This window comes from Nocardiopsis camelliae (assembly GCF_028993595.1).
Lineage (GTDB): Bacteria > Actinomycetota > Actinomycetes > Streptosporangiales > Streptosporangiaceae > Nocardiopsis > Nocardiopsis dassonvillei.
Genome location: NZ_CP118614.1, coordinates 348838 through 362642, shown reverse-complemented (window position 1 = coordinate 362642; position 13805 = coordinate 348838). Strand labels below are relative to the sequence as shown.

At 70.1% G+C, this 13805-nt stretch carries 16 protein-coding genes; 6 read left to right on the top strand and 10 right to left on the bottom strand.

The genetic code is table 11. The features are described 5' to 3' along the window. Positions 1 to 50 precede the first annotated feature (50 nt). The 5 genes from tgmC to PV789_RS01740 all read right to left on the bottom strand — a co-directional run bounded on the left by tgmC (position 51) and on the right by PV789_RS01740 (position 3542). Positions 51 to 1229 carry an ATP-grasp peptide maturase system methyltransferase gene (gene tgmC / locus PV789_RS01760; protein WP_274975864.1) on the bottom strand — a complete coding sequence of 393 codons (1179 nt, stop codon included), beginning with the start codon at positions 1227 to 1229 and terminating at the stop codon, positions 51 to 53. Then, the gene (gene tgmB / locus PV789_RS01755; RefSeq protein ID WP_274975863.1) at positions 1226 to 2203 is read right to left on the bottom strand and encodes an ATP-grasp ribosomal peptide maturase; all 978 of its coding nucleotides are present in this window, start codon (positions 2201 to 2203) and stop codon (positions 1226 to 1228) included. The genes tgmC and tgmB overlap by 4 nt, the downstream gene beginning before the upstream one ends. Next, positions 2203 to 2556 carry a putative ATP-grasp-modified RiPP gene (gene tgmA / locus PV789_RS01750; protein ID WP_274975862.1) on the bottom strand — a complete coding sequence of 118 codons (354 nt, stop codon included), beginning with the start codon at positions 2554 to 2556 and terminating at the stop codon, positions 2203 to 2205. The genes tgmB and tgmA overlap by 1 nt, the downstream gene beginning before the upstream one ends. Before the next feature lie 181 nt (positions 2557 to 2737). Beyond that, positions 2738 to 2953, bottom strand: a complete 216-nt coding sequence (locus PV789_RS01745; protein ID WP_274975861.1) for a hypothetical protein — start codon at positions 2951 to 2953, stop codon at positions 2738 to 2740. Positions 2954 to 3005: 52 nt separating this feature from the next. Continuing rightward, positions 3006 to 3542 carry an ATP-binding protein gene (locus PV789_RS01740; protein WP_274975860.1) on the bottom strand — a complete coding sequence of 179 codons (537 nt, stop codon included), beginning with the start codon at positions 3540 to 3542 and terminating at the stop codon, positions 3006 to 3008. Between the two features lie 193 nt (positions 3543 to 3735). On the opposite strand from PV789_RS01740, the gene PV789_RS01735 reads away from it, so the two are divergent. The 5 genes from PV789_RS01735 to PV789_RS01715 all read left to right on the top strand — a co-directional run bounded on the left by PV789_RS01735 (position 3736) and on the right by PV789_RS01715 (position 8471). Beyond that, positions 3736 to 4548 (top strand): helix-turn-helix domain-containing protein, encoded by an 813-nt coding sequence (locus tag PV789_RS01735; protein ID WP_274975859.1) that lies wholly within the window; start codon positions 3736 to 3738, stop codon positions 4546 to 4548. 53 nt (positions 4549 to 4601) lie between these two features. Beyond that, the gene (locus PV789_RS01730; protein WP_368045811.1) at positions 4602 to 4790 is read left to right on the top strand and encodes a DUF397 domain-containing protein; all 189 of its coding nucleotides are present in this window, start codon (positions 4602 to 4604) and stop codon (positions 4788 to 4790) included. Between the two features lie 351 nt (positions 4791 to 5141). Continuing rightward, positions 5142 to 5915 carry a hypothetical protein gene (locus PV789_RS29790; RefSeq protein ID WP_368045810.1) on the top strand — a complete coding sequence of 258 codons (774 nt, stop codon included), beginning with the start codon at positions 5142 to 5144 and terminating at the stop codon, positions 5913 to 5915. Then, on the top strand, positions 5912 to 6415 hold the full coding sequence (locus tag PV789_RS01720; protein ID WP_274975857.1) for an ATP-binding protein: 504 nt from the start codon (positions 5912 to 5914) through the stop codon (positions 6413 to 6415). The genes PV789_RS29790 and PV789_RS01720 overlap by 4 nt, the downstream gene beginning before the upstream one ends. A 238-nt stretch (positions 6416 to 6653) precedes the next feature. Beyond that, complete coding sequence (locus tag PV789_RS01715; RefSeq protein WP_274975856.1) at positions 6654 to 8471, top strand: acyl-CoA dehydrogenase; 1818 nt, start codon at positions 6654 to 6656, stop codon at positions 8469 to 8471. 79 nt (positions 8472 to 8550) lie between these two features. Here the strand turns inward: PV789_RS01715 and PV789_RS01710 are convergent, their stop codons facing one another. The 3 genes from PV789_RS01710 to PV789_RS01700 all read right to left on the bottom strand — a co-directional run bounded on the left by PV789_RS01710 (position 8551) and on the right by PV789_RS01700 (position 10123). Continuing rightward, positions 8551 to 8955 carry a PIN domain nuclease gene (locus PV789_RS01710; RefSeq protein ID WP_274978016.1) on the bottom strand — a complete coding sequence of 135 codons (405 nt, stop codon included), beginning with the start codon at positions 8953 to 8955 and terminating at the stop codon, positions 8551 to 8553. Then, positions 8952 to 9173 (bottom strand): type II toxin-antitoxin system VapB family antitoxin, encoded by a 222-nt coding sequence (vapB, locus tag PV789_RS01705; protein WP_017563380.1) that lies wholly within the window; start codon positions 9171 to 9173, stop codon positions 8952 to 8954. The genes PV789_RS01710 and vapB overlap by 4 nt, the downstream gene beginning before the upstream one ends. A gap of 155 nt (positions 9174 to 9328) precedes the next feature. Beyond that, on the bottom strand, positions 9329 to 10123 hold the full coding sequence (locus tag PV789_RS01700) for a GNAT family N-acetyltransferase (protein WP_274975855.1): 795 nt from the start codon (positions 10121 to 10123) through the stop codon (positions 9329 to 9331). 216 nt (positions 10124 to 10339) lie between these two features. On the opposite strand from PV789_RS01700, the gene PV789_RS01695 reads away from it, so the two are divergent. Beyond that, positions 10340 to 11173: an SDR family oxidoreductase gene (locus PV789_RS01695; protein WP_274975854.1), complete on the top strand. Its 834-nt coding sequence runs from the start codon at positions 10340 to 10342 to the stop codon at positions 11171 to 11173. A gap of 229 nt (positions 11174 to 11402) precedes the next feature. Here the strand turns inward: PV789_RS01695 and PV789_RS01690 are convergent, their stop codons facing one another. Together PV789_RS01690 and PV789_RS01685 are read right to left on the bottom strand one after the other, a co-directional pair. Next, on the bottom strand, positions 11403 to 11867 hold the full coding sequence (locus tag PV789_RS01690; RefSeq protein ID WP_274975853.1) for a TIGR03668 family PPOX class F420-dependent oxidoreductase: 465 nt from the start codon (positions 11865 to 11867) through the stop codon (positions 11403 to 11405). A 305-nt stretch (positions 11868 to 12172) separates the two neighbouring features. Continuing rightward, on the bottom strand, positions 12173 to 13459 hold the full coding sequence (locus PV789_RS01685; protein ID WP_274975852.1) for an MFS transporter: 1287 nt from the start codon (positions 13457 to 13459) through the stop codon (positions 12173 to 12175). Positions 13460 to 13805: the final 346 nt, after the last annotated feature.

Below are 13805 nucleotides of genomic sequence, written 5' to 3'. Positions count from 1 at the left end.
GGCGGCGGTGAGCACATCGGCCCCTCCCCCAACGGGAGGGAGGCCGTTGTCTACGGGAGCGGCAGCGGCCAGCGCTGGTCGCTCTCCGCCGAACCGAACCACACGTGCTGGTCCCCCGGCGTGACGGTGACGCCGAAGGCGCTCCAGTCCGGCTGACCGTTGGCGAGCCACCACCGCTGCGCTTCCTCCACCCGCGTCCACAGACGGCGCGGACCGCCCTGGACCACCGGGTAGCGGCCCTCGTCCGCGTCCATGTCGATCTCGGCCCAGGCCCCGTCCGCGCCCTCCATGAAGAGGAAGTCCGCTCCGGTGACGGCCGTCCTGACCACGGTGTCGGCGTCCGTCGTGGCCAGTTGCGCGAGGAACGCCATGGCCGGTTCCCCGCGAACGAGCGCCGGATTCAGCGTGGTCGTGCTCCGTTCCCCCGCGTCGTCCACGCTGACGCGCCGACGGGGAACGCTGCTCCGCGCGGGCATGAACCCGGCCCACTGCGGAAGGAAGCGCCCCTGCGCCGTGTGGTCGTCGCGCACCCGGAGCCCGAGCATGGCGCCTCCGGTGCCTCCCGCGATGTTGACGAGGATGCTCCCGCCCGGGACTACCTGCGTGATCCACTCCGGCGGAACGTGGGTGAAGGCCGTGGTGCTGACGATCCGGTCGTACGAAGCGCGGTCGGGAAAGCCCCTGTGTCCGTCGTACTCGGCCACGACAGGTGTGTATCCCAGGGCGGAGAGGCGTCGGGCGGCGTCGGAGACCAGGCGCGGTGAGATGTCGATGCTCGTGACCCGGTCCGAACCCAGCACCTCGCACAGGATCGCCGCGTTGTACCCCGAACCGACTCCGACCTCCAGAACGCGGGGGCCGCCGTCCAGGTCGAGTTGGTGGAGCATCCGCGCCATAAGGCTGGGCATCGTGGAGGAGCTGGTCCACCGGCCGGTACCGCGTCCCCCGGGCAGGGCGTCGGTCACCGGTTCTCCGGCGATCTCGATGGTCAGCGTCTCGTCGGCGTAGACGTGGCGGGCCCACTCCTCACGCTGGCCGGGGTCCTCGCCGGACAGGAGCCTGTAGCGCGCGCCCTGCGGGGTTTCCTCGTGCAGGGCGAAGGCCGGGACGAACACGCCCCGGTCCACGCGTTGGAACGCCTCGGTGAGACGGTCGCCGAGCACCAGCGCGCCCTCCTCGATCAGGCGGGCCACGAGTGCGGACGAGGGTTCGTGCACAACTCCGGTCACATCTGTCCTTTCTCCAGTAGTTCGGCAATGCTCTGTCCGATGGGCAGACCGCAGCGGTCCGCGAGCCATCCCCACTCGCCGTTGGGGTTGACCTCCAGCAGGGTCCACGCACCACCGGGGGAGACCACGAAGTCGGCAGCGCCGCAGACGAGCCCGAAGGCGCGCATGTAGCGCTCCAGGCCGGAGCGGACGTCGTCGGGGATAACGACGACCTCGTAGCGGTGGGCGTCGTAGTCGCTGCGCCAGTCGATGTGCGCGGCCTGGGACCGGGCGTGGATGGCCACGGCGAACATCGTCTGGCCCACGACGGTCAGACGGACCTCGAACGCCTTGTCCACCCACTCCTGGAAACAGTGGGCGGTCAGGCCCACGGCGGGGTCGCGGAGTTCCTCCACGGCGGCGACGGCGCTGGCGTAGACGATCCGGGTCCGACCCTGTTCGACGTGCAGCGCGCCGCCGACCGGCTTGTACACGACGGGGCCGCAGATACCGGCGGCCCAGTCGGCGGCGTGGTCGGGCACGTTCGTGATGATCGTGCGCGGCACCCTCAGCCCGACCCTGGCCGCCGTCGCCAACTGGACGGGCTTGTACTCGGCCACGCTCATGCGTGACGGCTGGTTGATCCAGAGGCAGTCCAGCGCCAGGAGGACACCGCCGAAACCCATGCGGGCCTCGCGGTAGGCCCAGCGCTGATCGGGGCCGGACATGCCCTCGGCCAACGTGAACTGGGAGGGGCGCCGGTAGTAAACGCCCCGTACCGATCCCAGGTCCACGCCGCGGAAGGCGTCGTGCACCGCTCCTTGCCAGTTCCCGTCGAAGGCGGCCTCCACCGTCATCGAGGCGGGGAAGTCGCCGGGGTCCATACGCACGACGGGCACGTCGCGTTCGGACAGGTGGTGGATCACGGGGTCGGCGGTGGCGTCCTCGGTGTGGGTGAGGACGAGCACCGCCTTCCGTGCTGCGGAGGAGGTCATCAGTCGGTGGTGGTTTCCTCGGTGCTCGGCCGCGCGCTGTCGGGTTCGCCCGTGGTCTCCTTGGTACCGCTGGAGCGCTTGCCCACGGCCGGTGCTCCGGTGAGGCGATCGACACCCCGCTGGGTCACGGGGTCGTAGACGTAGCGGTCCACCGCTGCGGCCACCTCGGGGCGCGGCTTCGGGGTGATCGCGCGCCGCAGCCCCCAGGGCCGGACCCCGGTCGGAGGCTCGTCGCTGGCTTCGAAGACGGCCGTCGAGGGGTCCAGGGGGAAGGCGTCACCGAGGCGGGCGATCTGCGCGCGGGACTCGCCGTCGGGCGACTCCAGCAGTGTCGAGAGGTTCGTGGAGGACATAGGGAGTTCCTTCCTTGCTTCGGATACCCCGCACCAGGTCAGCACGGGGTTCCACCAGTTCCACTCGGACAGTGCGCGCGGAACCGGGGAGCTTTCGCCGCGCCGCTGAGCCCGTGTCTCCCACGGGCTCTCAGCCAGGTCGGCGGGCCGTCGCGGACGCGCGGACCGGCTCGTGGCGGCGCTACGGGGTGGGGGCGGATTCATCCGGCTGCACCAGGAGGGCGGCGATGTGCTCCTTGGGGTAGCGGCGTGCTCCGCCCGGCGTGCGGAAGGGCCGGAGGACGCGGTCCCAGTCGCCTCGGTGGAGGCTGCGGGGGCGGATGTTGAACAGTTGGGCGACTTCGCCGGGGGTGAAAACGTCGGGGCGGCCGTCGAGGAGGTAGCTGTAGTCGGGCATGAGGCGCTTTCCGTGTTCGGCGGGTGGGCGTGGCGCGAGGCAGTGCCGTTCCTCAGGCCTCGGTGGTGGGAGCCCCGGTCCACTGGTGCCCGGCGCGATCGATGAGGGCGCGCACCGTCAGGGATTCGCCCGCGTTGCCCGTCCAGTCCCAGGACACCGACAGCTCGTCCAGCATCAGCAGCCCGTTGCCGGTGGCCTCCAGCGGTTCCGTGGGCTTTCGCGGACGCGGAAAGCGGATGGGCTGGTCCGACCGGGGTCCGTCGTCGGTGACCGTCAGGGTGTAGGTGTGGGGCTTGCGGTGCAGCGTGACCCGGACGGTGCCGCCGGGGTCGCCGGACCGGCTGTGCTGCTGCGCGTTGGTGACCAGCAGGCTCACGGCCAGCACCAGCGGAAAGGCCGCACGGCGCGGAGAGCGGGCGTTGCGGTAGGCCCAGTCCCGGGCGATCCCGACATGGCGGGGGTCGCTGCCCAGGACGATGCCGCAGCGGTCGGAGTCCTCGAACCGCATCCGCCAGGGCGGTTGGAGCGTCAGCGTTCGGCGGCCGGGAACGCCTTCCGGGGTGGACTGACGAGGGATAGCCTGGTTCATGTTCGTACCTGTTGTCGTGAGAAGCACGGGTTCCGGACCAGGTCCCGGGGTTGTCAGTACAGCCGCCGGGACTTTTCTTCGGCCGTCGTCACAGTCCCACCAGAAGGCCTCTTCAGCTACCGACCTCTGGGATATCCGAAATTTCTCGGTGAATCTCGTTGGCGGCTGATAGCAGGCTGATAGAAAGCAATACATGGCGAACGAGGTCGATCCGAAGGCTCAGAGGTTCGGTGCCGAGGTACGTCGGATCCGCGAGCAGGCAGGGTTTTCGCAGACCAGACTGGCAAGACTGATCCCGGCATCCCAGGCGACGGTCAGTGATATCGAACTGGGCAAGACGCCCGCCAAAAAGGTCACCGCACAACGAATCGGTCAGGCGCTCAACAGCGAGGAACGGCTAGTCTCCGTGTGGGAGGACCAGTACGAGGGGTACAAGCCTCCTGACTGGTACAAGGAACTGCCACTCGTGGAGCAGCGGGCCACGCAGATCCAGCAGTACCACCCGTTGCTCGTCCCAGGTCTTCTGCAAACCCGTGATTACATGCGAGCTGCGATCAGGGCCCCCAAGAAGGCAGCACAGCAAGAAGCCATAGACGCGAAGGTTGAAGAAAGGAGCGAGCGCCAAAATTTCCTGAAGCGCGAAAACCCACCCTTCTACTCGGTCGTCTTGGATGAAACCGTGCTGCATCGACGCATTGGAAGCCCTGACACGATGCGAGGTCAGCTCGAATACCTGCTGGAGGCCTCGGCCCAGAGCCGCATGGAGATTCTGGTCATCCCCGCAGACACCTGGGACCATCCGGGCTTGGACAACGGGGTTATATTGCTGAAAGTTCCGAATTCCGGAACGCTCCTCTACCTGGAGACAGGACCCATCGGAGGAGTGATATCCGATACCGGAATGGTTGATCAGTACATCTCTTTGATGAGTGATCTGCGGGGACTGGCTCTACCTCCCAATCAGACACAGTCATTGATCAAGAAAGTGCTAGGAGAAATCGAGTGACCCCTGAAGGAACACGGCACGAATCCACGTACAGCACTGGCGATGTGGACCAGGTGAAGTTCTGTCCAACCGCACCCTCATGGCACAAGAGCAGCTACAGCATCGCCGACACCAACTGTGTCGAGGTCACCGAGGGCGTCACCACGGCGGTGCGAGACACGCAGAACCGCGAGCTGGGACACCTGTCGTTCGCAGCCACCGAGTGGGCCGCGCTCGTGGACTCGCTCAAGAGCCTCGGCTAGCCACCGGGAGCCACGGAGCGGCACTCCTCGTGTGGTGCCGCTCCTTCTTTATGCCTCCACATAATTCCGGACATTCACAACAAAAGCCATCAGTTGCGGCATTAGATACCAACCAAAGTGAACCCGGCGGAGCCAGCTAATAACCCCCCTACAGGACCCTGAGCTGCGGCGATGCCGTCAACCCGAAATTACCCTGGAGTAGTTCGCAGAAAAGTTCGCATCCACTCCTCCCCTGCCCTTAATCTGGCACCGGACACACAACTCCATCCACGCAATGACCCCGCGACGGTTACTCACCGTCCGGGGCCGTGGCCAGCAACAACCACCCTTTGAGACAAGGAAATTGCCAGCATGCGCCAGTTTAGCGCTGCGGCCCTGATCCGTGCCCTCGGCATGGTCAAGGCCCTCTTCGCGCCCCCGTGCGGACGCCACTCCGCCACCGGCGGCCGTCGCCGCCGCTCCACCCGGGTCCGCCGCTACGTCCCGGTTCCCGCCCAAGTCCGCGTTCCGGTCGAGGCCACCGCGCCTCCCGCACGAACCGACCGGGCTCCCGAACGCCCCGAGCGCCCCGGGCACCCCGCCGCTCCCTGCTCCGTTCCCGGCCTCGCTCCCGTCGCCGCTCCCGTCCCTGTTCCCACGCCCCGTCTGGCCCCGCCGAGCACACGCTTCCCCGCCGACGACATCGCCCTGGTCCGCCCCTACTACGCGGCCCGAGAACAGGCCCGCGCAGAGGCCCGCGCAGGAACCCGCGAACCCGGAGCCGCGCGGGTCCGGCGCGAGGTGACCATCCGCCTCGACCAGCGGCCCGGCACGAACACCCCGTTCTCCGGCGACCTCCTGGCGACCGGCCCCGTCCCGGCCCCTGTCCCTAGCCCTGTCCCGACGAGGGTTCCCGCCCCGGCCCTCACCCGGGTCCCCGTGCAGGCCTTCGAGCCCGGACCGCCCCCGGCACCCGCCCCCCGCCCTCCGTCCCCCGCGTGCGAGGACCCCGAGGACTGGCGCGCGTTCACCCGGCTCGCCCGCGTCTGGCTCGACCAGCAGCAGCAACGAGCCGAGCGGACGCAGCGAGCACGGCAGGCACCTCAGCCCCGCGCGGAGCACCGCCGACAGGCGGTCCCGGCATGATCTTCCTGACCACGCCCAAGGTTCCGCGCCCCCTCGTCCGCTGGGAGCACCGCGTCTACCCGGGAGCGCTGGACCAGCTCGCGCGGGTCCGCGCCGACCTCGCGGCCGACCTGGCCGGTTTCGACGGCGACCTCGTCGAAACCGTGCGGCTGTGCGCCAGCGAGCTGTTCGCGAACTCCGTCAAGTACACGGACTCAGGCAAGAGGGACGGCGAGGTCGTCCGCGCACTGTCGATGCCCGACGCGCGAACGCTCCGGTTCTCGGTGAGCGACTGCGGCGGAGGCGGCGGAACCCCGGCCGTCCCGGAGGAGCGGACGGAGGACGAGTGGAGCTGGGCCGAGGGCCAGCGCGGGCTGCTGCTCGTGGAGAACCTGTCCACAGCCTGGGGACACTTCCGCCTCGCACCCTGGGCCGACCTGGGCACCCACGTGTGGGCCGCCTTCGCCGTCCCCCCGGGCGGCGCTCCGCCCGCCACGCGCCCCTACGTCCTCATCGACTGAGGCCGGATTCCGGGCGGGGCGGGGAGGCCCGGGCCAGCGCCTCCCCGCCCCGCGCGAGCCCGCGAACAGCCCGTTCAGCGCGCCTCACGAAAACTCGCCCCTCCTTTTGGTATCCCCTGGGACACAACTCCCTCCCTCCCACTGGCGCCGGTCGCTACTGGGTAGTAACATTGACTTGTTACTAGTCGGTAGATCCGCGTGTACAGACACCGCGGCCAGGGACACAGCGGAGCTGTCCATGACGCATTACAAGAGCAACCTTCGCGACATCGAGTTCAACCTCTTCGAGGTCTTCAGGCGCCAGGACGTCCTGGGACAGGCCCCCTTCGAGGAGCTGGACGAGGAGACCGCCCGCACGATCCTGGACGAGGTCAACCGCCTCGCCACGGGCGTCATCGCGGAGTCCTTCGAGGACGCGGACCGCAACCCCCCGGTCTTCGACCCGAAGACGAACACCGTCGCGGTCCCCGAGAGCCTGAAGAAGTCCTACAAGGCCTACATGGACGCCGGCTGGTACAACCTCGACCTGCCCCAGGAGCTGGGCGGCCTGGGCGCCCCCCGCTCCCTGGTCTGGTCCGCCGCCGAACTGGTCCTCGGCTCCAACCCCGCCGTGCACATGTACTCGGCCGGACCCGGCTTCGCGAGCATCCTCCACTCGGAGGGCAACGAGGAGCAGAAGCGGTTCGCCGAGCTGGCCATCGAGCGCGGCTGGGGCGCCACCATGGTCCTCACCGAGCCGGACGCCGGGTCGGACGTCGGCGCGGGCCGCACCAAGGCCGTGGACCAGGGTGACGGCACCTGGCACATCGAGGGCGTGAAGCGCTTCATCACCTCGGCTGAGCAGGACATGACCGAGAACATCTTCCACCTGGTGCTGGCTCGCCCCGAGGGCGCCGGCCCCGGCACCAAGGGCCTCTCGCTCTTCCTGGTCCCCAAGTACCTCATCAACGAGGACGGCTCGCCCGGCGAGCGCAACGGCGCCTACGTCACCAACGTCGAGCACAAGATGGGCCTCAAGGCCTCCACCACCTGTGAGCTGACCTTCGGCGACAAGCACCCCGCCATCGGCTACCTCGTGGGCGACAAGCACGACGGCATCCGCCAGATGTTCCTCGTCATCGAGTACGCGCGCATGATGGTCGGGACGAAGGCGATCGCCACCCTGTCCACCGGCTACCTCAACGCCCTGGAGTACGCCAAGGAGCGCGTGCAGGGCAACGACCTGGCCGCGGGCAAGGACTCCCCCAAGGTGACCATCACCCACCACCCGGACGTGCGCCGCAGCCTCATGACGCAGAAGTCCTACGTGGAGGCCATGCGCGCCCTGGTGATCTACACCGCCACCCAGCAGGACGCGATCCAGATCGCGCACCGCACGGGCCAGGACGCCGCTGAGCTGGAGGCCATGAACGACCTCCTGCTGCCGATCGTCAAGGGCGTGGGCTCCGAGCGCTCCTACGCGCTGCTGGCCGAGTCCCTCCAGACCCTGGGCGGCTCCGGGTTCCTCCAGGAGTACCCGATCGAGCAGTACATCCGGGACGCCAAGATCGACACCCTCTACGAGGGCACCACCGCGATCCAGGCCCAGGACTTCTTCTTCCGCAAGATCGTGAAGAACGGCGGCCAGGCTCTGGGCAAGCTGGCCGGGGAGATCAAGGCCTTCGCGCAGAGCGACGCGGGCAACGGCCAGCTCAAGCAGGAGCGCGCGCTGCTCCTGGAGGCGGCCGAGAACGTCGAGAAGATCGTCGAGCTGATGGTCGGCCACGCCATGGGCTCCGCCGAGGACGCGCGCGAGCTGTACAAGGTGGGCCTGAACTCCACCCGCCTGCTCATGGCCTTCGGTGACGTCGTCCTGTCCTGGCTGCTGCTGCGCCAGGCGGAGGTGGCCCTCAACAGCATCGACGGCGCCAGCGACGAGGACAAGGACTTCTACACCGGCAAGATCGCCGCCGCGCGCTTCTTCGCCGAGCAGTTCCTGCCGCGCATCGCCGCCGAGCGCCGCATCGCCGAGGGCGTGACGGTGGACCTGATGGACGTCCCCGAGTCCGCCTTCTAACCACGTCGGACCCAGTGAGAGGGCGGGGCGGCCACCGGGCCGCCCCGCCCTTCCGTCACCCCTCCGGCGGATACCTGGGTCAGACCGTTCTCAGCCGCTCCACCGGTTGCCCCGTGATCTCCGCGATCAGCTCGAAGTCCTTGTCGAGGTGGAGGAGGGTGAGCCCGGCGAGTTCGGCCACCGCCGCGATGAGGAGGTCGGGGATGCCCGGAGCTCTGTGCTGCCCCCGGTCCGCGAGCATCGCCTGGACCTCGACGGCTCGGTCCTCCATCGCTGGCGTGACGTACTCGACGGGCATCACCGCGAGCGGTGGCCGTCCGAGGAAGTTGCGCAACTCGCCGCCGGTTCTAGCGGAGAACCCGACCTCCAGACGGGTCACCGTGGATATACGCACCATGCCGCGTTCGATCCGCGTGGCCCACTCCTGTGCGTCGGGGCTCGCCGCCAGTCGTACGAACGCGGATTTGTCGATGAGCCACATCATTCCCACGCCCGTTTCATGACCTCAGGATCGGCGAGGTCGGAGAAGGCTTCGGAGAAGCGCGCCAGATCGTCCACGGTCACCGCACCGCCGGAGGCGTGCGCTGTCCGCTCCAGTGAGCGTCTCAGGTACTCGCTACGCGACAGCCCCTGTCTCCTGGCGTCCGCGTCGATGACTTCCAGGACGTCTTCCGGCACGTTTCGAATAAGCACGTCGGCCATGGGACCACCTCCAAGTGATATCTAAGGATATCACTTGGAGGTCGTGTCGCCGAGGGCGTGACGGTGAACCTGATGGACGTCCCCGAGTCCGCCTTCTAACCACGTCGGACCCAGTGAGAGGGCGGGGCCGACCACCGGGCCGCCCCGCCCTCCGGTCATCCCGCCTCCGGCGGGGACCACACGTAGGGGGTCGTCGTGGTCACCTCCTCGAAGCCCAGGCGGCGCAGGATCGGCGCGCTGTCGTCGGAGGCGTCCACCTGGAGGTGGCGGGCCCCTCGTGCGGCGGCGATCCGGGCGCGGGCGGACACCAGCGCCCGGTAGATTCCCCGGCCCCGCCAGTCGGGCAGCGTGGAACCGCCCCAGAGCCCGGCGAAGTCCGTTCCCTCGTGGAACACCAGCCACGCGGCGGACACCACCTCCGCCCCGGCCTCGGCGGTCATGACGACGGTCCCCTCCGGGTCGGCGGCGATCCGGGCGGCCAGCTCGTCGGCCAGCCAGCCCCAGTCCTCGCCCCACACCCGGGACTCCATGTCGGCGATCCGGCACAGGTCCGCCGTCTCGGCCACCCTGCGCAGCACGACCCCGGCGGGCGGGGCGGACGCGGTGGCGACCGCCTCGGTCCGGCCGACCAGGACGGTCTCGCGCTCCTCGGGCACGAACCCCGCCGCGCGGAGGCGGTCGGGCAGGTCCGCCGGAAGGTCGTGCCCGTGGGTCTTCCACTCCACGGACTCCCCGCGCTCCGCGAAGCGGTCGCGCTGGCGGAGGATCAGCCGGTCCAGCTCGGCCCCGCGCAAGCCCGTGTCGGGCGGCGCGCAGACGAGTCCCCTGCGCTGGCCGACCAGCCGCGTCACCGGGCCGTCCCGTTCCGCCAGGACCCCGGCGGGGAGGGTGCGGGGTACGCCCCGCATCTGTTCGTCATAGGCCCTGAGCAGGCCCTGCCTCGTCGTCACGGGCCGACCCTACGGACTTCCCGGTGCAGGTCAACCGGTTTTCGCGGGCGGTCGGGTGGGGCACCCGCGCCACGGGCCCCACCTGTACGGGACCCGCGCTTTTGGACACCTCCGCTCCGCACCAGCGGCTCCGGCATCACGTGTACGGGGGGTGGCGCTGGGTAGCCGCTCACCCGAGCGCGTGCGCCGCCGGGGGCGCACGGAAGGGGGCAGAGCATGGCAAGCGACGACCGCGTCGAGGGAGCAGGGGAGTTCGACGACTACGACCGCGTGGCGGTGGTGACGGGCGCGGACAGCGGAATCGGCCGGGCGACGGCGATCCGCCTCGCGCAGCAGGGCTTCGACGTCGGCGTCACCTTCCACAGCGACGCGGAGGGCGTGCACCGCACGGAGGCCGAGATCCGCGAGACCGGCCGCCGGGTGTCCGTTCGCCAGCACGACCTCTCCGACCCCGTGCGGGGCTCGGAGGCCGTCGCCGAGCTGATCGAGGACCTCGGCGGCATCGGCGTCCTGGTCAACAACGCGGGCACCGGCTCCGGGGAGCACCTGCTGGAGACCAGCTACGAGCGCTGGCGCGAGGTCCTGTCCGTGGACCTGGACGCGCCCTTCCTGTGCTCGAAGATCGCGGCCGCGCACATGCGCGAAGCCGGTCGCGGCGGCCGCATCGTCAACATCACCAGCGTGCACGAGGAGTTCCCGCGGGTGACCGCGGGCGCCTACTGCACCGCCAAGGGCGGTCTGAAGCTGCTCACCCGCGTCCTGGCCCTGGAACTGGGCCTGTACGGCATCACCGTGAACGCGGTGGCGCCCGGCGAGATCGCCACGCCCATGACCGGGCAGCACGAGGAGGAGCCCGCGCTGGACTCGCGCGCCGGGTACCCGCTGCCCCGGCCGGGCCACGCCTACGAGGTGGCGGAGGCCGTGGCCTTCCTCGCCAAGCCGGAGGCGTCCTACGTCACCGGCGCCTCGCTGTTCGTGGACGGCGGGCTCTCCCTGATGGGCCCGCAGGCCGGGGGCGCGCTCCAGGACGCCACCTGGCGCGCGGGCTGACCCGCGCCCGCACCCGGAACCCGCCGCCGCGGTCCGCCGGGTGGCTCCGGCCCGCCCCGGCGCCACCCCACGGGCCGTGCGCGGCGGTTCCCCCGCTCAGGGGGTGGCCCCGTTTCCGGCACTCCGGCACTACCGTCGGCGGCCGACGGCGGCGCAGGAAGCGGGACCGCCGCCGAGCGCACGCGCATCGCGCCCCAGCGCCCCGCGCCGCCACTGTTGCGGCGCGTCGTCAGTGTTCCGACGTGCCGGGCTCCGCACCGGTCTCCGCGTCGGGTTCCTCCGCGACCGACCACCCGGACCAGTGGCGGACCTCCACCAGGATGATCGCCTCCTCGGGCGGCGTGTCCCGGTACTGGGGATAGCGCTCGACCAGCCTGTCGCGGGCCTCCGTCCAGGCCGGGCCGTCGTGCAGGACCAGCGCCTCACCGTCCGCGCGGACCCACCACAGCCGGTCCCAGTCGTCGGAGTACTCGTCCGCGAGCAGCGACACCCGGGGGTTGCCCTCGATGTCGAGCAGCCGCCTGAGCCGGTACGTGGTCTTGGGCTTGTGGTCCACGGGGATCGCGATCGTGTCGCCGTAGGCCGCGAACACCACGGGCACCAGATGGGGCTGCCCGTGCTCGCCCACCGTGGCCAGCCTGGCGACGCGGCTCCGCGCGAACATCTCCCTGGACCGTTCGGGACTCCACCTCATGACAGAGAAAATCCCACGCGGCCCCGGACGGCACAAGAGGCGCGCACGCCCTTTTTCTCCCCTTGTCCCCGCGCGCACGCGCGCGGGGCCCGCAGCGCCCGCCGGGAAGGCGGTTCGTCCTCGCCCCCGCGCACGTACGGGGCCGTACACACGGCGGAGGCCGGTCCTGGGACCGGCCTCCACGCGTACGAACGCCCCCGTCCCCCGAAAGTTTTCGGCCCCGTGAACCGGGGACGCCGCTCCTCTTCTCCACGCGCGCACACGCACGCGCGCGAGACGGGGCCCTGGGTGTACTGACCCGAGAGTCAGACCCGGGGACGGCGCAGGACGAAGTAGTACAGCGCCGCGGTCGCGCACACCGTGGCGACGGCCATCGGGACGAACGCCAACTGGTAGGCCTCGGGGCCCTCCGGCAGCGCCTGGAGCAGCGCGCCCGCCGCCACCGTGCACACCACAGCGGTCGTGAACCCGCTCATGTTCACCAGGCCGGAGGCGACGCCGGTCCGGCTGGCGGGGATGCCGTCGCGCGCGAAGTCGAAGGAGACCGTCGGCGCCAGGGTCTGCCCGATCGCGCTCACCGCGAGCACCGTCAGCCCCACTGCCACCGGGGTTCCGCCGGGCCACGCCACCAGCAGCAGCCAGCCCAGGCTCAGCACCGTGCTCAGGGTGAGCCCCAGCCACCGGCGCACGCCGGGTCTGCGCCCGATCACGACGCCCGCGAGCGGAGCCATCCACAGCCCGCCCGCGGCCAGGGCGGTGAGGGTGAGGGCGGCGGTGTCCTCGGGCAGCCCCAGGCCGCCCACGAGGAACGGGTAGCCCCACAGCACCATCATCATCGTGAACGGGGCCATGACGGCCGCGTGGTGGGCCATACCGATCTGCGGGCCGCGCGAGCGCAGCGCCTCCTTGAGCGCGGCCCACACCGAGATCGGGTCGGCGACCGTGGAGCGGCCCGCCGCCCCGGCCGGGCGGTCGCGCACGACCACCAGCATCAGCAGGGCCATCAGCGCGGTCAGGGCCGTGGTGGCCAGGAAGGCGGCCACCCAGCCGAAGCCCTCCAGGGCCCAGGCCATCGGCGCGGCGCTGGCCACCTGCCCCGTTCCGCCGACCACGCCGGTGAGCCCGCTGACGAGGGCGTAGCGCGAACGCGGGAACCACAGGGCCGCCAGCCGGATGACGTTGAGGAAGACCAGGGCGTCGCCGAGGCCGATGAGGAACCGTCCGGCCACCGCCACCTCTATACCGGGGGCGAGCGCGAACAGGCACGCGCCGACCGTCATCGCCGCCATGCCCATGACGAGCGTGTAGCGGGGGCCGAGCCGGTCGGCCAGCAGCCCCGTGGGCACCTGGAGGACCACGTACACCAGGAGTTGCAGCATCGGCAGGAGGGACAGCAGAGCCGGTCCGACGTCGAAGCGGGCCTGGGCCTCCAGGGCGGCCACACCCAGACCGTTGCGGTGCAGCATCGCCAGGAAGTACCCGCCCACGGCGACGCCCCACACGAGCCAGGCCCTGGCGCCGCCAGCGGGTTCGGAGGCCACGACGCCCTCCCGTGCGGTAGTCCGGTCACCGGATGTCTCGGTCTGTGTCACTGGGCGGCTTCTCTCCGTTTCGTACGACCGTTCCAGTGTCCTCCACATACGGGACCAGCCCTTACACCGGGGTGAAAGCGTGGGCAAAACCGACGGGAACACCGGCATGTCGGGAAGGGGCGCGGACGGCAAAGCCGGGGTTTGACCGGGTCAAGGGCCCGTAACCTGCACGAAGTCGCGCAGAGTCACGACAAACACGCCAAGAGTCGCCGCAACGAGTGACACTGGCGACATCTCCCACACAAACGGACAGGCTTTCCGCGACGCCCAAAAAACGGCCAGGCGTTCGGAATACATGCCCTGAGCTGCTGGTTCTTGGTTTGGTGAAGTCGAGACACATTCGTTA